15 protein-coding genes are annotated in these 17,384 nt (G+C 67.0%); 1 reads left to right on the top strand and 14 read right to left on the bottom strand.

The genetic code is table 11. From position 1 onward, the window contains the following. Nucleotides 1-42 precede the first annotated feature (42 nt). The 3 genes from FHR21_RS01010 to FHR21_RS01000 form a co-directional block, all read right to left on the bottom strand. Nucleotides 43-2,640, bottom strand: coding sequence for a TonB-dependent receptor (locus FHR21_RS01010; RefSeq protein ID WP_184094411.1), 2,598 nt, complete (start codon nucleotides 2,638-2,640; stop codon nucleotides 43-45). A gap of 204 nt (nucleotides 2,641-2,844) precedes the next feature. After that, on the bottom strand, nucleotides 2,845-4,056 hold the full coding sequence (gene manD, locus FHR21_RS01005) for a D-mannonate dehydratase ManD (protein ID WP_221234977.1): 1,212 nt from the start codon (nucleotides 4,054-4,056) through the stop codon (nucleotides 2,845-2,847). A gap of 109 nt (nucleotides 4,057-4,165) precedes the next feature. Continuing rightward, nucleotides 4,166-4,921: a FadR/GntR family transcriptional regulator gene (locus tag FHR21_RS01000; RefSeq protein WP_184094409.1), complete on the bottom strand. Its 756-nt coding sequence runs from the start codon at nucleotides 4,919-4,921 to the stop codon at nucleotides 4,166-4,168. Between the two features lie 120 nt (nucleotides 4,922-5,041). Here FHR21_RS01000 and FHR21_RS00995 point away from each other — a divergent pair, with 120 nt between their 5' ends. Then, nucleotides 5,042-7,384, top strand: a complete 2,343-nt coding sequence (locus FHR21_RS00995) for a glycoside hydrolase family 95 protein (RefSeq protein ID WP_246426988.1) — start codon at nucleotides 5,042-5,044, stop codon at nucleotides 7,382-7,384. A 15-nt stretch (nucleotides 7,385-7,399) separates the two neighbouring features. Here the strand turns inward: FHR21_RS00995 and FHR21_RS00990 are convergent, their stop codons facing one another. Genes FHR21_RS00990 through ccoN form a run of 11 tightly spaced genes read right to left on the bottom strand, consistent with a single transcriptional unit; the run spans nucleotide 7,400 to nucleotide 17,229 of the window. After that, nucleotides 7,400-7,921 carry a TonB-dependent receptor gene (locus tag FHR21_RS00990; RefSeq protein WP_184094407.1) on the bottom strand — a complete coding sequence of 174 codons (522 nt, stop codon included), beginning with the start codon at nucleotides 7,919-7,921 and terminating at the stop codon, nucleotides 7,400-7,402. After that, complete coding sequence (gene hemN / locus FHR21_RS00985) at nucleotides 7,918-9,222, bottom strand: oxygen-independent coproporphyrinogen III oxidase (RefSeq protein WP_184094405.1); 1,305 nt, start codon at nucleotides 9,220-9,222, stop codon at nucleotides 7,918-7,920. Before hemN ends, FHR21_RS00990 begins: the two co-directional genes overlap by 4 nt. Nucleotides 9,223-9,280: 58 nt before the next feature. Further along, a complete protein-coding gene (locus tag FHR21_RS00980) occupies nucleotides 9,281-9,508 on the bottom strand; it encodes a hypothetical protein (protein WP_184094403.1) in 228 nt (75 codons plus the stop codon). Continuing rightward, complete coding sequence (gene ccoS, locus FHR21_RS00975; protein ID WP_184094401.1) at nucleotides 9,505-9,657, bottom strand: cbb3-type cytochrome oxidase assembly protein CcoS; 153 nt, start codon at nucleotides 9,655-9,657, stop codon at nucleotides 9,505-9,507. The genes FHR21_RS00980 and ccoS overlap by 4 nt, the downstream gene beginning before the upstream one ends. Continuing rightward, nucleotides 9,654-11,774 carry a heavy metal translocating P-type ATPase gene (locus FHR21_RS00970; RefSeq protein ID WP_184094399.1) on the bottom strand — a complete coding sequence of 707 codons (2,121 nt, stop codon included), beginning with the start codon at nucleotides 11,772-11,774 and terminating at the stop codon, nucleotides 9,654-9,656. Before FHR21_RS00970 ends, ccoS begins: the two co-directional genes overlap by 4 nt. Next, nucleotides 11,771-12,241: a FixH family protein gene (locus FHR21_RS00965; protein ID WP_184094397.1), complete on the bottom strand. Its 471-nt coding sequence runs from the start codon at nucleotides 12,239-12,241 to the stop codon at nucleotides 11,771-11,773. Before FHR21_RS00965 ends, FHR21_RS00970 begins: the two co-directional genes overlap by 4 nt. Then, entirely contained in the window at nucleotides 12,238-13,695 is a 1,458-nt protein-coding gene (gene ccoG, locus FHR21_RS00960) for a cytochrome c oxidase accessory protein CcoG (RefSeq protein WP_184094395.1), read from the bottom strand. The genes FHR21_RS00965 and ccoG overlap by 4 nt, the downstream gene beginning before the upstream one ends. Then, entirely contained in the window at nucleotides 13,682-14,632 is a 951-nt protein-coding gene (gene ccoP, locus FHR21_RS00955; protein ID WP_184094393.1) for a cytochrome-c oxidase, cbb3-type subunit III, read from the bottom strand. Before ccoP ends, ccoG begins: the two co-directional genes overlap by 14 nt. Next, on the bottom strand, nucleotides 14,625-14,783 hold the full coding sequence (locus FHR21_RS00950; protein ID WP_184094392.1) for a cbb3-type cytochrome c oxidase subunit 3: 159 nt from the start codon (nucleotides 14,781-14,783) through the stop codon (nucleotides 14,625-14,627). The genes ccoP and FHR21_RS00950 overlap by 8 nt, the downstream gene beginning before the upstream one ends. Continuing rightward, entirely contained in the window at nucleotides 14,780-15,556 is a 777-nt protein-coding gene (gene ccoO / locus FHR21_RS00945) for a cytochrome-c oxidase, cbb3-type subunit II (RefSeq protein WP_184094390.1), read from the bottom strand. The genes FHR21_RS00950 and ccoO overlap by 4 nt, the downstream gene beginning before the upstream one ends. 14 nt (nucleotides 15,557-15,570) lie before the next feature. Continuing rightward, complete coding sequence (gene ccoN / locus FHR21_RS00940) at nucleotides 15,571-17,229, bottom strand: cytochrome-c oxidase, cbb3-type subunit I (RefSeq protein WP_184094388.1); 1,659 nt, start codon at nucleotides 17,227-17,229, stop codon at nucleotides 15,571-15,573. Nucleotides 17,230-17,384: the final 155 nt, after the last annotated feature.

The raw sequence follows: 17,384 nt of genomic DNA, 5'->3' as shown, positions 1-17,384 counted from the left end.
GTGTCGTGCGTCCGGCCCCTCTCCCTTTTTTCGGGTCCGCGGTCAGAAATTGACGTGGAATCCGATCTGATAGGACCGATCGAGCTGATTGGCGAGCGACGGCTGCAATGGCGTTCCATAATATTGATTCTGATAGGCGACCGTGGCGTTGACCATGTCGGCCTTGACCGAAAGCCAGTTGTTCACATTGTAGGTCGCCGAAATATCGAACGATTCCTGCGGCGCATTCCACACGCTGAGGTCGGGGTCGGCATTGTTGCTCTGGATGCTGCGCGAGCGCCAGTTGTACGAGACGTGGAGCGAGACCGGTCCCTTCTCGTAAATGCCGGTGACATTATAGGCATGCTTCGACAATTGATCGGCGGGAACCCGGCGGTCGATGCCGACAACACCGAGCTTACTGTCGACATAGGTGTAATTGCCCTGGATGCCGAGCCCCGAAAGCACGCCAGGCAGGAAATCGAAGAATTGCTGATAGGTGATCTCGAAGCCCTTGATCTTGCCGTCGCCGCTGTTGCGCGGACGGCTGACCTGATAGACTTCGCCGTCGATCGTCTCGTCGGCGTAGAATTTCTGGATGAAACCGCTGACGTCCTTGCGGAACAGCGCCACCGCCACATAATTCGACTTGCCGAAATAATATTCGAGGCTGGCGTCGTACTGATCGGCCTTGGTCGGTACGAGCGCCGGATTGCCGCCGCTCGCAGTCATGCTGATCGGGTTGAGCAGCAGTGCCGGCGAGAGATTGCCGTAATCGGGTCGGGTGATCGCCTTCGAATAGGCGAGGCGCAGGAACAGGTCGGGCGTGAACTGGAAGCGGATGTTGGCGCTCGGCAGCCAGTTCTCGTAGGGCTTGCCTCCGGTCAGCGGCTGATAATCGCCATTCTCGTCCTCGACGAGCACGGTCTGCTCGCCATCGGTCCGCACATAGCGCAGGCCGATATTGCCGTCGACCGGCAGCGCCCCGATGTCGAACCCGAACTGCGCCTTGGCATAGCCCGCGAGCGTCGTTTCGCGATAATCATAATGGCTGCCCGGATCGGGGGCGGGATCGCCCGGCAGCAAGCCGAACAAGGCGCGCGTGCGCGCCGCATTGTTCATGAAGCGGTGCTGGATCGCGACCCACTGATTGGTCGAGACATCCTGATCGGTGAACAGATCGTCAGGCGTCAGTTCGTTGATCCCCGAATAGGGCTGGGTCAGCGCCCCGCCACCTTGCGACAGGAAGTCGTAGATCGCGCGGTGATGTGCCCAGCGGAAGCCCGCTTCGAGCGTCTTGATCGGGCCGGCATCGAGCTCATAGCTCGCATCGACGCGGAATGACGGCTCGCGGCCGTCCTGCTGCGTGCCATATTCGAAATAGCTGACGTTGCCATATGCGTCGGGGTCGGTGAGATCGACGCCCGAGACCGCGACGTCGGGGGTATCGCCCGCAAGGCTGAGGTCCGCCCGGCCGGCGCGTGTCTGAATCGTCGCGCTGCGATAATAGAAGGGGCCGTGGCTGCGCACATAGGAGCCCTCGGCCGACAGGGTGAAGCGATCGGCGGTATATTTGCCGCCGAAGGCGACATTGATCGTGTCATAGGGATTGTCGGCCTGGCCGACGGTCGACTTCACCACGGGATTGGCCAGCGAATAGGCCGCGGGCACGCGCGATCCGTCCTTGAAGACGGGCGCGTCGATGCCGGTCGTCGCTCCGTCGGTCTGGACCGAAAGCTGCTGGGTATAGGAATGGCCTCCCGAGTGGCTGTAGATCGTATCGAGATGCAGTTCGAGCGCGTCGCTCGGCCGCCATTGCACCGCACCGTAGAAGCCCGAGCGGACGCGGTTGCCGGTCTCGTAGCGCGGGCGCACCTGCGTCGGCATGGTCACCGTGTCGCCGCTGCCGCCCGTTGCGCCATCGCCATCGACATCGAACAGATTGGTGACATCCGCATAGCTGTTGGTCGAAACCTGATAGCCGCCCGAATAATAGCGTTCGAACTGGGCGCCCAGCAGCACGCCGATCTCGCCGATGCCGGTCTGCCAGCGGTTCGAGACGATGCCCGAAATGCGCGGCCCCGCCTTGTCCTGGAATTCCGAATAGGTCGCCGACCCGGTCAGCGCGACGTGGAAGCCGTCGAAATCGAAGGGGCGCGCGGTGTGGATGTTGATCAGGCCGCCGAGTCCGCCCTCGATCTGGTCCGCGGTCGCGGTCTTGTAAACATCGACGCCCGAGAGAATGTCCGACGAGAAATCGAGCAACTGCGCGACGCGATTGGTCGTACCGAAAAGCTGGCGCCCGTTGACCGTCGTCATCACCTGCTTGAGGCCGTGGACGACATAGGCATTGCCCTCGCCGCGGGTGTTGCGCGAGATCTGCACGCCGGGAATCCGCTGCAACGTCTCGGCAATGTTGGTGTCGGGCAGCTTGCCGATATCCTCGGCGACGATCGAATCCTGGATCTGGCCCGAATCGCGCTTGATCGCGGCCGCATTCTCCAGCGAGGCGCGCAAGCCGGTGACGACGATCTCGTCGGCCGCAGCCCCCCCTTCCCCGGCATTCGCCGGATCGGTCGCCTGCGCATGCGCCGGCGTCGCGGTGGCCAACATCAGCGCCGCCAGGGCGGTGGAGCCCAGCAGTGAAATCCTATCAGACATATTCTTCTCCCGCTGGACTCGGGTTCGCGCCCGCCCTGTCTCGAAAAGTGAGAGAATATCAATCTACCTTTGTGATATTTCAGTCAAGGCATTTCATCTGAAAAGTTTCGCTAAGTGGCGATTTCAATGTCTAGATACTGAGATATCAGATAAATATTTTCGGCGATCCCGCAGGCCGCGCACCATCGAGCGTTCGCGAATCCCTCACCAGTGCCACAACGTTCCGTCGGCCAGCCGGGCCACCGGAAGCTGCCTGGGCTCATAGGGATATCTGGCGGCAAGCGTCTCGTCGATCGTGACGCCGTGGCCCGGCGCCTCGCCGGCGATCAGATAGCCGTCCGCGAAGTGGTAATCGTGCGGGAAGACCGCATCGGTTTCGGGCGAGTGACGCATATATTCCTGGATCCCGAAATTGGGCACCCAGCTATCGAAATGGAGCGCCGCGCCCATGCAGACGGGCGACAGGTCGGTCGCGCCGTGGCTGCCGGTGCGCACCTGATACAGCGCCGCGAGATCGGCGATGCGGCGCAGATGGGTGATGCCACCGGCATGGACGACGGTGGTGCGGATATAGTCGATCAACTGGTTCTGGATCAGCTCGCGGCAATCCCAGATGGTGTTGAAGACCTCACCGACCGCGAGCGGGGTCACCGTATGCTGGCGGATCAGGCGGAACGCCTCCTGATTCTCGGCGGGAGTCGCATCCTCCAGCCAGAACAGCCGATAGGGTTCGAGCGCCTTGCCCAGCCGGGCCGCCTCGATCGGCGTCAGGCGGTGGTGAACGTCGTGCAGCAACTCGATCTCGTCACCGTGCGCCATGCGCAGCCGTTCGAACAGCTTGGGCGCGTGGTTCAGATAGGCCGAGGTCGACCACAGCGTCTCGGTGGGCAGCGCCGCGTCGGCTGGCTCGTAATAAAGGTCGCCGCGGCCGACGCCATAAGCGCCCCTGACGCCCGGAATGCCGCTCTGCGCCCGGATCGCGCGATAGCCCATCTCGCGATAGGCCCCGACCTGATCGACCGTCGCCTCGATATCGGCGCCATTGGCGTGGCCATAGACGAGCACGCCCTCGCGCGATCGGCCACCGAGCAGTTGATAGAGCGGCAGGCCCGCCGCCTTCGCCTTGATGTCCCACAGGGCGGTATCGACCGCCGCGATCGCCGACATCGTCACCGGGCCCCGCCGCCAATAGGCGCCGCGATAAAGGAACTGCCAGATATCCTCGATCCGGTGCGCGTCGCGCCCGATCAGATTGGGGATGACATGGTCGGTCAGATAGCTGGCGACCGCCAGCTCGCGGCCGTTGAGCGTCGCGTCGCCGATCCCGGTGAGCCCCTGGTCGGTCTCGATCACCAGCGTCACGAAATTGCGCCCCGGACAGGTGACGACCACCCGCGCACCGCGGATGCGCAGCATCCCGCCCCCGCTCGCCGCCGATCCGTCCTCTGCCTCGCTCACCTGCATCATCCTTTCGATCCGAGTTATCAGACCAATTGCATGATAGGCGCCGACACGCAAGGGGCGTCTAGAAAGCCGCGAGTCGCTCCGAACGGGTGCGCAGTTCGGCCGCCTCCGCCTGGACGCGGCGAATGCCGTCGAGTTCGGTCGCGCGGAGCAGATTGTCGATCACGCGGCCGAGATGATCGCGCATCGCCTTGCGCGCACCCGGCCCGTCGTGCGCCGCGATCGCGTCGAGGATGGCGCGATGGTCGTCGATCATCGGCTTGACCCCCGCGGCACGCGAGCGCGCGAGCATCCGTTCGCACAGCGGCGAGCGGTGCCGGACGTCCCACAAGGTCTCGATCACCAGCACCATCGCGTCATTGTTGGTCGCGCGCGCGATCTGCAGGTGAAAGGCGCGATCGGCGACCTCGTCATGAAGTTCGTGCTCATTTTCCGCGATCATCGCGTCGAGGCTTTCGCGAAGGCTGGCGATCGCCGCCGTGTCGGCGGTGACGGCGGCCAGCGCCGCGCATTCCCCCTCGATCAGCCGCCGCGCCTCGGTCAGTTCGAACGCGCCGATGTCGAGTTCGCTGGCGTGGAGTCCGCCGCTCGGCCGTCCGGTCACATAGACGCCCGATCCGCGCCGCGCCTCGACCAGGCCCAATATTTCCATCCCGATCATCGCTTCGCGCACCGTCAGCCGGCTGACCTCGAACCGTTCGACGAGCGCGCGCTCGGGCGGCAGCCGGTCGCCGGGCGCATAGCGACCCGACGCGATGTCAGCCTGCAAGGCGCCGATGATCGCCTGATAGAGTTTCGGGGCGGCGGGATTCGTCATGGCATCTCCTTTACGGGCGGGATTATCCGATCGGCGCGCCGCTGTCACCGTTGTCAGTGAATGGGACTTGCATTGATCTGCCAAATTGGCAAATTGTTATCAGATAGAAAAGGGGAGCATATGATGGACCTGTCGCGGCGACGCCTCTTGCAAGCGGGTCTGGCCGCGCCGGTCGTGCCGCACGCGCTCGCCGCCGCCTCGCCCGCCGACGCCGCCGAGCCGATCCACCGCTCGCTGCTCTGGTACACCAAGCCGGCCAGCGTCTGGACCGAGGCGCTGCCCATCGGCAACGGCCGGCTCGGCGCGATGCTGTTCGGCGGAATCAAGCGCGAGCGGTTTCAGCTCAACGAAGATACGCTCTGGTCGGGCGGTCCCTATTCGAACGTCAACCCGCGTGCGCGCCAGGCTCTGCCCAAGATACGCGACCTGATCTTCGCTGGCCGCTATGCCGAGGCCGAGGCGCTGGCCGATGCCGAGGTGCAGGCGGTGCCGATGCGCGAAATGTCCTATCAGGCGCTCGGCGACCTTCACATCGACCTCGTCGGGATCAACGAGACCGCGGCTGAGCAGTATCGCCGCGAGCTCGACCTCGACAGCGCGATCGCGCGGTCGCGCTTCGTCGCCGAGGGTGTCACCTACACCCGCGAAGCCTTCGCCTCCGCCTCCGACGGGGTGATCGTCGTCTCGCTCGGCGCCGAGGGCGGAACGATCGACGCCGAATTCGCGCTGAGCTCGGGCCAGCGGGTCGATATCGACGCCGCGAACGGCGAAGTCACGATGCGCGGCCGCAACAACGCGGATCGCGGCATAGCCGGCCGCCTGTCGTTCGAAGCGCGCGCACGCGTCCGCGCCGAGGGTGGACGCATCGAGGCCGATGGTTCGATGTTGCGCGTCGCCGGTGCCCGCTCGATCGAGCTGATCTTCGCCGCCGCCACCAGCTTTCTCAGCCCGACCGATGTGTCGGGCGATCCGGCCGCCAAGGTCCGCACCGCCCTCGACGCGGCGGCGGCGATGCCGCTCGCGACGCTGCGCGAACGCCATGTCGCCGAGCATCGCCGCCTGTTCCGTCGCCTGACCATCGACTTGCCGCGCGGGAAGCGTGCCTTGTCGCCGACCGACCAGCGGCTCGAGCATGCCGGCGACGGCGACGACCCCTCGCTCGCCGCGCTCTATGTCCAGTTCGCGCGCTATCTGATGCTGTCCAGCTCGCGCCCCGGCAGCCAGCCCGCCAATCTTCAGGGCATCTGGAACGAGAGCAACCAGCCGCCCTGGGGCTCGAAATATACGATCAACATCAATACCGAGATGAACTATTGGCCGGTCGACACCGCCAACCTGTCCGAGTGCATCGAACCGCTGGCGAGGATGGTCGAGGAACTGGCCGTCTCGGGCGCGCGAGCGGCGCAGCAGATGTACGGTGCGCGCGGCTGGGTCGCGCATCACAACACCGACCTCTGGCGCGCGTCGGGACCGGTCGACCATGCCCGCACCGGGCTCTGGCCGACGGGCGGCGCCTGGCTCGCCTGCCAGCTTTGGGATCATTGGGATTTCCACCGCGACCGCGCCTGGCTGGAACGCATCTATCCGCTGCTGCGCGGGGCGGCACTCTTCTTCCTCGATACGCTGGTGCGCGATCCCGACACCGGCTTCATGGTGACCAATCCGTCGCTCTCGCCCGAAAACGAGCATGGCCACGGCAGCACGCTGTGCGCCGGCCCGGCGATAGACATGGCGATCCTGCGCGACCTGTTCGACCGCGCCGGCGCCGCGGCCGCCGCGCTCGGCCGCGACGCGAAGCTGCGCGGCGAGATGGCCACGATGCGGGCGCGCCTTGCCCCGCTGCGCATCGGCAAAGCGGGCCAACTCCAGGAATGGCAGGCGGATTGGGACGCGGATGCGCCCGACCCCCATCACCGCCACGTCTCGCACCTCTATGCGCTCTATCCGAGCTTCCAGATCGCGCCCGACAAGACGCCGGCGCTGGCCGCGGCGGCGCGCACGTCGCTCGAGACGCGCGGTGACGACGCCACCGGCTGGGGTCTCGGCTGGCGGCTCAACCTGTGGGCGCGGCTGCGCGACGGCGTCCGCGCGCACCGCATCCTCGTCGACCTGCTGTCGCCCGGACGCACCTATCCCGACATGCTCGACGCGCACCCGCCCTTCCAGATCGACGGCAATTTCGGCGGAGCGGCCGGCATCCTCGAAATGCTGGTGCAGAGCGACGGCGAGACGATCGACCTGCTGCCCGCGCTTCCGCCCGGCTGGGACGAGGGCGCGCTGGCCGGCGTGCGCGTGCGCGGCGGCTGCGCGATCGACGTCCGGTGGCGCGGCCGCCGCGTCGAGCGGGTCGCCCTGCATCCCGAACGCCCGCTTGCCGTCACGGTGCGCAGCCCCGGCGGGCGGGCGCATATCCGCTGCTCGCCTGGCGAAACGGCGATCCTGACGGCGGCGGATTTCGCCTAGCGCGGCCTGCCGTCGTCAAATCTTGACCCGCACCCCGATGTAGAGTTCGCGCCCGATGATATCGCCGTAGGACAGGCTGGGATAGGATGGCTCGACGTTGGTCAGATTGTTGACGCCCGCCCGGATCAGGAACTGCCCCATGTCATATTGCATCGACAGGTTGTGGCGGATGTTGCGCTTCAGCACCGGGACCGGCGTACTCTCGATCGTCGCATCGGGCTGCCACAGCACGCTATCGAGATAGGCGAGCTGATAGGAGGCGCGGAAGCCGCCGTTGATATAGGTGGCGGTGAAGCGCCCCGACCAGTCGGGCTGGTCGACCGTATTGTCGGTGCGGGTGAATGACGATCCGGTGACCGACGTCGTCAGCAGCGACGTGTGCGTCGCCTCTGCATTGAGTTCGAGGCGGCCCGGATTCGCGCCGCCGAAGATCGACGCCAGATCGAAGGCATGGTTGATGTTATAGACCTCGCCCCGGAAACGCACGACGCCCGCGTTGAAGGTGATCGGAGACCGCCTGCCGATACTGAGGCTCAACGCAGGTCGATGGGTCCCCGGATACCGTCGAATTGCGCCGCGACGTGGCGCGCATAGGGCAGGGCGCAATCGCGGATTACCAGCACATCGCCGTTCCACTCGATGAGGTCGCGCCGCTCGAAATCCGACAAGGCACTTCGGGCCGGCGCGAGTTCCCCGGCCCCCAGATGCGCACGCCCGCTGCACAGAAGGTCGCGGATATACCGTGCGCGCCGCTGCTCGCCCGCATCGACCCGAACCCCGCGCGCCGCGGCAAGCCGTCCCGCGCCGACGAGGTCACGATAGGGGCCGGATTTCTTCTCGTTCTGGACGATCAGGTCGGGAAATTTGCTGATCGCGCTGGCGCCGAAACCGAGCAGCACGGGGGCGTCGTCCTCGGTGAAGCCCTGGAAGTTGCGGTTCACCCGGCCCTCGCGCGCGGCGGCGGCAAGCGAATCGTCGGGCCGCGCGAAGTGGTCGAAGCCGACGGGAACATAGCCGGCGGCGGTCAGGCGCCGGTAGCCGAGCCGGGCCTGCTCGAAGCGAAGCCGCTGGTCAGGCAACCGGCCCGCGTCGATCCGCCGCTGGCGCGGGATCATCTGCGGTAGATGGGCATAGCCGAAAAAGGCGATGCGGCTCGGCGCGAGGCGGATCGCCTCGTCGATCGTCGCCTCGACGTCAGCCAGCGCCTGCCCCGGCAGCCCGTACATCAGGTCGAAATTGATCGCGTCGATGTCACGCAGGCGCAGCGCCGCGACGACGCGCTCGATATGCGACAGCGGCTGGATGCGCCCGATCGCCTGCTGAACGTGCGGCGCGAAGGTCTGAACGCCGAGGCTGACCCGGGTGACATGCGCCGCCGCGAGCACCAGCGCCCATTCTGACGAGAAACCGCGCGGGTCGAGTTCGATCGAGACGTCGGGCCGGTGCGCGTCGAAGACGGTGAGCAGCAGGTCGAGCAGGCGCACCAGTTCGACCGGCGCGATCGCGTTCGGGCTGCCGCCGCCGAAGGCGATGCGGCGAATGCGGCCGCGTCCGCCCAGCCGCTTCGCAACGAGCGCGATCTCCGCCCGCAACGCCGTCAGATAATCGTCGAGCCGCTGCTTGCGCCCGGCCGCGCCGGTGTTGCATCCGCAATACCAGCAGATACTCTCGCAAAAGGGAATATGGACATAGAGCGAGACCGGCGTCGCCGACTCGACCGCGTCGAGCGCGCGCGCCTGATCGTCGGCGCCGACGTCGTCGGCAAACTCCATCGCGGTCGGATAGCTGGTGTAGCGCGGTACCGGTTTGGCGAGCAGATCGGGATGATAGGACCACATGCGCGCACCCTAGGCCCGCATACCCGCCTCGGCATTGACCGGGATCAACGGCGGCGGTTCAGCAGCAGCGTTTCGGCCCGCTCACCTTGCCGCGGCGGTCGCTGACCGCATGGCAGGCCTTGGCGCAGTCGCGCCGCTGCTCGGGGTCGGCGGGGTCGCCCGGCACCACCATCCGGTGCGAGACGCCGCCGCACGCCGGAACGGTCAGCACACGCGCCTCGGCCGTGCCGGGCGGCTGCGCCAGCGCCGCCGCAGCCAGCCCGAACACGACATGCCGCATTGTCATGATGCCTCCTCCTCGTCCTCGACGAAGATTCGCAGCGCGGCGCCGTCGAGATCGTCGAACTGCCCGCCGCGCAGCGACCAGAAGAAGGCGGCCAGGCCGAGAAGGCCGAGCCCGAGCGCGACCGGGATCAGGACGAGCAGCCCGTTCACCGCGCCGCGCCCTTCAGCCGCAGGGCGTTGCCGACGACGATCAGCGACGATCCCGACATGGCGATGGCGGCGACCAGCGGCGTCACATGGCCCATGAAGGCGAGCGGCACCGCGATGACATTATAGCCGATCGCGAGCGCGAAATTCTGCCGCACGATCGCCTGCGTCCGCCGCGCGACGCGGATCGCCTGCACCACCGGCATCAGCCGGTCGCCGAGGAAGATGCAATCGGCGGCATTCTTGCCCGCGTCGCTCGCCGAGCCCGGCGCGATCGAGGCGTGGCCGGCGGCGAGCGCGGGGCCGTCGTTGAGCCCGTCGCCGATCATCAGCACCCGGTGCCCCGCCGCTGCCTGCCGCGCGATCGCGGCGAGCTTGTCCTGGGGGCTCATGCCGGTCTGGGCGGTCAGGCCGAGCGCACGCGCCACTGGCACGACGGCGGCGGCGCGATCGCCCGACAGGATGCTCGGCGCGGCGCCCGCCTGGCGCAGCGCGGCGATCGTTTCGGCGGCGTCAGGGCGCAGCGCATCGGCGAAGCGGACGGTGAGCGCCGGCGCGCCGTCGATCGCAAGCTGGGTCGCGAGCGCACTATCGGCGAGCGGCTGCGCTGGCCGTCCGAGCGTCACCTTTCGCCCGTTCCACAGCGCCTCGACTGCGAAGCCGGGGGTTTCGCGGATCGCCTCTACCGTCATCGGCGTCACACCCGCCGCGGTCAGGTCGCGGGTCAGCGCCTCGCTAAGCGGATGGCGACTGGCGCGCGCGAGCGCGAGGAGCAGCGCGCGCGCGGTTGCGTCGGCCTCATCCAGATTGGTCGCGACCGGACGGCCGAGCGTCAGCGTTCCCGTCTTGTCGATCATCGCGCGGTCGACCTCGGCCAGCCGTTCGAGCGCCGACCCGTCCTTCACCAGCACTCCGACTCGCATCAGCGCCCCCGCCGCGACGATCTGCGCCGCCGGCACCGCGAGGCCAAGCGCGCAGGGGCAGGTGATGATCAGCACCGCGACCGCGATCAGCAGGCTGTGGTGCCAGCCGGCGCCCGCGATCATCCATCCGGCGAAGGCGAGCAGCGCCAGCGTGTGCACCGCCGGCGCATAATAGCGCGCCGCGCGGTCGGCGATGCGGACGTAGCGCGACTTGCCCTGCGCCGCCTCGCTCATCAGCCGCGCGATGTCGGCGATCGCGGTGTCGGCGCCCGCCGCGGTTACCCGGACGCGGATCGGCGCCTCGACGTTCAGCGTCCCGGCGTGGACCGGGTCGCCAAGTCCTGCAGCCTGCGGCGCGCTCTCGCCGGTCAGCAATGACAAGTCGATCCGGCTGGCGCCCCCGACAACGACCCCGTCCGCCGACAAGCGCTCGCCCGCCGCGACGAGCATCACCATGCCCGGCTGGAGCGCGGTGGCATCGACCCAGCGGCTCGTCTCGTCGGCAGCGACGACCATCGCGCCGGTGCCCATGTTGCGGAGCAGCGCGGTCACCCCGCCGCGCGCGCGGTCGCGCATCACGCTGTCGAGCCAGCGGCCGCAGAGCAGGAAGAAGAGCAGCATCACCACGCCGTCGAAATAGGCGTGGGGGCCGTGCGTTGCAGTTTCGTAGAGGCTGAGCGCAGTCGCGATCAGCACTCCGATGCTGATCGGCACGTCCATGTTGGTCCGGCCGTGGCGCACCGCGCGCCATGCCGAACGGAAGAAGGCGCATCCGGCATAGGCAACGGTCGGCAGCGCGATCGCCGCCGACAGCCAGTGGAACAGATCGCGCGTCGCACCGCTCGCACCCGACCAGACCGACACCGACAGCAGCATGATGTTCATCATCGCGAATCCGGAGACCGCGACCGCACGCAGCAGCGCCCGGCTGTCGGACGCGCCGCCATCGACCTCGGTCGGGCCATCGCCGATCGGATGCGCCTCGAAGCCGAGCAGCGAGAAGGCACCGATCAGCTCGGGCGTTTCGGCGTCGGGCGTGCAGGAGATATGCACCCGCTTTTCGGTGAAATTGACGCGCGCCGCCGCGATCCGCCGGTCGCGCACCAGCCCCTGCTCCAGCTTGGCGATGCAGCCCGCGCAGCGGATGTCGGGCACCGCGAAATCGCGCTCGACGAGCAGGGCCGCGGCTTCGGTCATTTGAGGTCGACCCGGTAGCGCGCCTCGTCGCCGCCGCGATGCACCGACAGGTCGAGTTGCCAGCGCCCGGCGGGCAAGGCCTCGACCGAACGCAGCGCACCGTCATCCACAGCATCGAAGCGCATCGCGCGCGCCGGCGCCCGGCCGAGCGGGTGACGGAGCGTCGCATCGACACGCAACCCCTCTACCGGCGCGCCGTCCTTGCGGACGGTCAGCCGGACATGGCGGCCCTCGTCGACCGCGATGCTCTTGTCCCAGCCGAGCCGATCCTGCGCGTCGGCGCGCGCGAGCCATTTATTGTAGTGCTGGCTCGCGACATAGCTGTTGTCGACGACGGTGCCGCCGAAGGTCGACAGCGCAAAGCTCGCCATGACCATATTGACGCTGATGACGACGCCGAAGAAGGCGATCAGGATCATCGCCGCATGGCGTCCGGTGAAGGGCTTGCGCTCGCGCTTGTCGGTCATGGCTCGGTCCCCGGCCGGTCGAACGGGATGGTCTCGCGATCGCCGCGCGGATCGTCGTCGAGCGCGCGCACCGCGATGGTGAAATCCTGCCGCGCCGGCCCGTCGCCGGGGGCGACAACGAACAGCTTCGCGCTCGTCACGCTGTCGGGCGCCAGCGGCAGACGCAGGCTCTGCCCCGCCGTCTCGCGCGCGCCGCCGTCGGTCCACAGCCGCGCGCCGGGCAGGCCGCTCAGGGAGACCTCGACCGTGCGCGGGCGGAGTCCCATGTTGCGCAGCTTCAGCGTGTAATTGTTGCGGATCGCGCCGTCGGACAACTGGACATAGAGCGGGCTGCGCTCGTGCTGGACGGAAAGGTCGAGCCGGGTGCGCTGGCCGAGGGTGAAGAGCATCGCCAGCCCGATCGCGCCCCACAGGCCGAAATAGATCAGGGTGCGCGGACGGAACAGCGTCTTGCGGATCGGCGGCGCGACCCCGCCCGCCTTTTCGGTCGCGGCATCGTCGAGCGTGCAATAATCGATCAGCCCGCGCGGCCGGCCGACCTGCGCCATCACGCTGTCGCAGGCGTCGATGCACAGCGCGCAGGTGATGCAGCCGATCTGCGGCCCCTCGCGGATGTCGATGCCCGTCGGGCAGACCGCGACGCACTGGTTGCAGTCGACGCAGTCGCCGAAGGCGCCGGGATTCTTCTCGGCCTTCTTGACGCTGCCGCGCGGCTCGCCGCGCCAGTCCTTGTAGGTCACGAGCAGCGACTTCTCGTCCATCATCGCGGTCTGGATGCGCGGCCAGGGGCACATATAGATGCACACCTGCTCGCGCAGGAAGCCGCCGAGGACGAAGGTCGTCGCGGTCAGCACCGCCACGGTGATATAAGCGACCGGCGGCGCCTGCCCGGTCCAGAAATCGTGCGTCAGCGTCGGCGCGTCGGCGAAATACAGGATCCATGCACCGCCGGTCCAGAAGGCGACGGTCAGGTAGATCGCATATTTGACCGTCCGCTTGGCAATCTTTTCCGCTTTCCATGGCCCGTTCGCGAGGCGGATCTGCGCGTTGCGGTCGCCGTCGATCAGCCGGTCGACATGCTGGAACAGATCGGTCCACACCGTCTGCGGGCAGGCATAGCCGCACCACGCGCGTCCGACCGCGCTGGTGACGAGGAACAGCCCGATCCCCGCCATGATGAGCAGGCCCGCGACATAATAGAATTCATGCGGCCATATCTCGATCTGGAACATGTAGAAACGCCGGTTCGCAAGGTCGACGAGCACCGCCTGATCGGGCGCGTGAGGCCCGCGATCCCATCGAATCCAGGGCGTTCCGTAATAGATCGCCAGGGTGACCGCCATGATCGCCCATTTGAAGCGCCGGAAAGGGCCGTCCACCTTCTTGGGGTAGACGCCCTTTCGCGCCGCATAGAGCGACCCATGCTCGCCGGTCGGATCGTCAGCGCTGGCCATCGGCTCCCAGTCCTTCGGTTCCCGACCCTTCCGAGGCAACGGCCGGGTTCGGCGCCGGTGCCTTCTCGCCACCGCCCAGCGAATAGACATAGGCGGCGAGCATCTTGATCGTCACCGGGTCGAGCCGGCTGTTCCAGCGCGGCATCACGCCGTTGCGCGGCTCGGTCACCGTCGCGGTGATGCTCGCGCGGTCGCCGCCATAGAGCCAGATGGAGTCGGTCAGCTTCGGCGCGCCGACTTCGCGTCCACCCTCGCCCGCGGGGCCATGGCACACCGCGCAATTTGCCTCGAACAGCGCCGCGCCGCGCGCCGACGACGCGCTCGGCTTCTCCTGACGGCTGATGACGCGCACATGGCTGACGACATCGGCGATCTGCCCCGCGTCGAGGATGCCGTCGCGCCCGAAGGCGGGCATCAGGCTGGTGCGCGTCGCCTTGTGGTCGGGATTCCGGATGCCATGCGTGATCGTATAGTCGATCGTCGCCAGGTCGCCGCCCCACAGCCAGTCGTCGTCGGTCAGGCTGGGATAGAGCGTCTTCACCCCCGCGCCGCCCGCGCCGTGGCACTGGACGCAATGGACGCGAAAGGCCGCGGCCCCGCCCTGCACCGCCGCCTGCATCAGCTCGGGCTTCGCGGGCAGGTCGGCGATCGCGGTCGCGGCGATCGCGTTCATCACCGGCGCGCGGCGCTGCGCGTCGGCCTGCATCTCCGCCTCGAGCTGGCCGCGGCTGCTCCAGCCGAGGACGCCCTCGGTCGCACCATGGATCATCGGCCAGGCGGGATAGAGGATGACATAGGCGATGCCCCAGACGATGGTCGCATAAAGCGACCACAGCCACCAGCGCGGCATCGGCGTGTCGAGTTCCTCGATGCCGTCCCATTCGTGACCGGACGTGCTCGTGCCGGTCACCTCGTCGATACGCCGGTTCTCAGCCATGCTCGTCATCCTTGAAGATCATGTTCGCCGCCTCGTCATGGTGACGGCGGGCGCCCTTGCGAAAGGGCCAGGCGACGAAGATGAGGAACATCGCCACCATGACGATCAGCCCCCAGCTATCGGCGAAATGCCGCACCTCGTCATAGCTCATCGCACCGCTCCCGAAGCGGCGGCGGGCACATGCGCCTGCTCCTGCGGCGCCGCCTTCTCGACGTCGACCAGCGTGCCGAGCATCTGCAGATAGGCGATCAGCGCGTCCATCTCGGTCACCCGCGTCGGATCGCCGTCGAAATCGCGCACCTGCGCCTTGGGATAGCGCGCCACCAGGTCGCCGGCGCCCGCATTGGGATCGGCCTGCGCGCGGATGTCGTCGTTCGCCTTGGCGATGTCGATCTTCGTATAGGGAACTCCGACGCGGTAGAGCGCGGTCAGGTCGCGCGCCATGTCACCCGCCTTCAGCTCGCGCTCGGCGAGGAAGGCATAGGGCGGCATGATCGATTCGGGCACAACGCTGCGCGGGTCGATCAGATGCGCCTTGTGCCATTCGTCCGAATAGCGGCCGCCGACGCGCGCAAGGTCGGGCCCGGTGCGCTTCGACCCCCATTGGAACGGGTGGTCGTACATGCTCTCCGCCGCCAGGCTGTAGTGGCCATAGCGTTCGACCTCGTCGCGGAATGGACGGATCATCTGGCTGTGGCAGGTATAGCAGCCCTCGCGCATGTAGATGTTGCGCCCGGCGAGTTCGAGCGGCGTATAGGGCCGCATCCCGTCGACCTTCTCGATCGTGTTGTCGATCCAGAACAAAGGCGCGATCTCGACGATGCCGCCGATCGCCACGGCGATCAGCGAGAAGAAGCCGAGCAGGCTGACGTTGCGTTCGAGCTTCTTGTGGCTGAAGCGCTTTTCGGCAGGTTGGGAAGCCATGTGCCTGAAGCTCCTTATTCGGCGGGAACGGACGCCAGCGGGCGGTCCGCGGCGGCGTTGTATGGGGTTTCGGTCATCGGCTTTTCCTCGCGGACCTTGCCTGCGAGCGTCGCCCAGACGTTGAAGACCAGCAGCAGGAAGCCGGCGAGATACATCGCCCCGCCCGCGGCGCGGATCAGATACATCGGGTGCATCGCCGCAACGCTTTCGGCGAAGCTGTAGACAAGGTAGCCGTCGGCGCCGTACTCGCGCCACATCAGCCCCTGCATGATGCCCGCGACCCACATCGAGGCGGCGTAGAAGACGATGCCCAGCGTCGCGAGCCAGAAGTGCCAGTTGACCATGCGCAGCGAATAGAGCCGCGGCCGTCCCCACAGGCGCGGGACGAGATAATAGACCGCGGCGAAGGTGATCATGCCGTTCCAGCCGAGCGCCCCCGCGTGGACGTGCGCGATCGTCCATTCGGTATAGTGGCTGAGGCTGTTGAACGCCTTGACCGACAGCATCGGCCCCTCGAAGGTCGCCATGCCATAGAAGGCGAGCGCGACGACCATCATGCGGATGATCGGGTCGGTACGGATCTTGTCCCACGCGCCGTTCAGCGTCATCAGCCCGTTGATCATGCCGCCCCAGCTCGGCATCCACAGGATGACCGAAAACACCATGCCCAGCGTCTGCGCCCAGTCGGGCAGCGCGGTGTAATGCAGGTGGTGCGGCCCCGCCCAGATATAGAGGAAGATCAGCGACCAGAAATGAAGGATCGACAGGCGATAGCTGTAGATCGGCCGTTCCGCCTGCTTGGGCACGAAATAATACATCATCGCGAGGAAGGGCACGGTCAGGAAGAAGGCGACCGCATTATGCCCGTACCACCATTGCGTCAGCGCATCCTGCACCCCGGCGAAGGCCGAATAGCTCTTTGACCCGAAGATCGTCGCCGGGATCGACAGATTGTTGACGATGTGGAGCATCGCGATGGTGACGATGAAACTGAGATAGAACCAGTTGGCGACATAGATATGCGGCTCGCGGCGCTTGACGATCGTGCCGACGAAGACGACGAAATAGACGACCCAGACGATCGTCAGCCACAGGTCGACATACCATTCGGGCTCGGCATATTCGCGCGCTTCGGTGACGCCCATGACGTATCCGGTCGCGGCGAGCACCAGGAAGAGCTGATAACCCCAGAAGACGAAGCGCGCCGCGGTCGGAAAGGCGAGCCGCGCGCGGCAGGTGCGCTGCACGACATAGAAGCTCGTCGCGATCAGCGCATTGCCGCCGAAGGCGAAAACCACGGCCGACGTGTGCAGCGGGCGCAGCCGCCCGAAGCTGGTATATTCGATTCCCAGGTTGAGCGCCGGAAAGGCGAGTTGCAACGCGATATAGAGGCCGACCGCCAGCCCGGCGACGCCCCAGAAGACGGTGGCGATGACGCCCCAGCGCACCGGATCGTCGTCATAGACGCCCTGATCCTGCGGCATCCGGAGCAACCCGCGCGCCATACCCGCATAATCGGCGCGCGAAACGCCCGCCCACAGCGCGATCATGCACGCGGCCGCGATGATGACCATATGCACGGCAAAGGGCGTGTCGACGGCGAGCGCCGCAAAGACCAGCGCCAGCAGCGCGAGCCCCAGCCAGCCAGCCGCCTTGAAAACCAGATCGTCCATCATCGCGAATCCCCGTTCGGCGGCTCCATCGGCCGCGTCCATCAAGCCCCATGGCCGCCCGCGCGGCCTGGAACATTGACCTGGATCAACGAAAAATGTTGCAGTGCGTCAATGGGACGATTTGTCCCAGGTCGCGGGAGAAAAGCGCCGCCGAC

The organism is Sphingopyxis panaciterrulae (assembly GCF_014199295.1).
Taxonomy (GTDB): Bacteria; Pseudomonadota; Alphaproteobacteria; order Sphingomonadales; family Sphingomonadaceae; genus Sphingopyxis; species Sphingopyxis panaciterrulae.
Note: the sequence above shows the minus strand (reverse complement) of the source record. Positions and strands in the feature narration are given on the sequence as shown.

Coding starts and splice junctions, on each gene's coding strand:
- hemN (WP_184094405.1), bottom strand. CDS start 9,222: ATGTGGTCCTATCATCCCGATCTGCTCGCCAAACCGGTACCGCGCTAC.
- FHR21_RS00995 (WP_246426988.1), top strand. CDS start 5,042: ATGATGGACCTGTCGCGGCGACGCCTCTTGCAAGCGGGTCTGGCCGCG.
- ccoO (WP_184094390.1), bottom strand. CDS start 15,556: ATGGCTTCCCAACCTGCCGAAAAGCGCTTCAGCCACAAGAAGCTCGAA.
- FHR21_RS00980 (WP_184094403.1), bottom strand. CDS start 9,508: ATGACAATGCGGCATGTCGTGTTCGGGCTGGCTGCGGCGGCGCTGGCG.
- FHR21_RS00950 (WP_184094392.1), bottom strand. CDS start 14,783: ATGAGCTATGACGAGGTGCGGCATTTCGCCGATAGCTGGGGGCTGATC.
- FHR21_RS01000 (WP_184094409.1), bottom strand. CDS start 4,921: ATGACGAATCCCGCCGCCCCGAAACTCTATCAGGCGATCATCGGCGCC.
- FHR21_RS00965 (WP_184094397.1), bottom strand. CDS start 12,241: ATGACCGACAAGCGCGAGCGCAAGCCCTTCACCGGACGCCATGCGGCG.
- ccoG (WP_184094395.1), bottom strand. CDS start 13,695: ATGGCCAGCGCTGACGATCCGACCGGCGAGCATGGGTCGCTCTATGCG.
- FHR21_RS00970 (WP_184094399.1), bottom strand. CDS start 11,774: ATGACCGAAGCCGCGGCCCTGCTCGTCGAGCGCGATTTCGCGGTGCCC.
- ccoP (WP_184094393.1), bottom strand. CDS start 14,632: ATGGCTGAGAACCGGCGTATCGACGAGGTGACCGGCACGAGCACGTCC.
- manD (WP_221234977.1), bottom strand. CDS start 4,056: ATGCTGCGCATCCGCGGTGCGCGGGTGGTCGTCACCTGTCCGGGGCGC.
- FHR21_RS01010 (WP_184094411.1), bottom strand. CDS start 2,640: ATGTCTGATAGGATTTCACTGCTGGGCTCCACCGCCCTGGCGGCGCTG.
- ccoN (WP_184094388.1), bottom strand. CDS start 17,229: ATGGACGATCTGGTTTTCAAGGCGGCTGGCTGGCTGGGGCTCGCGCTG.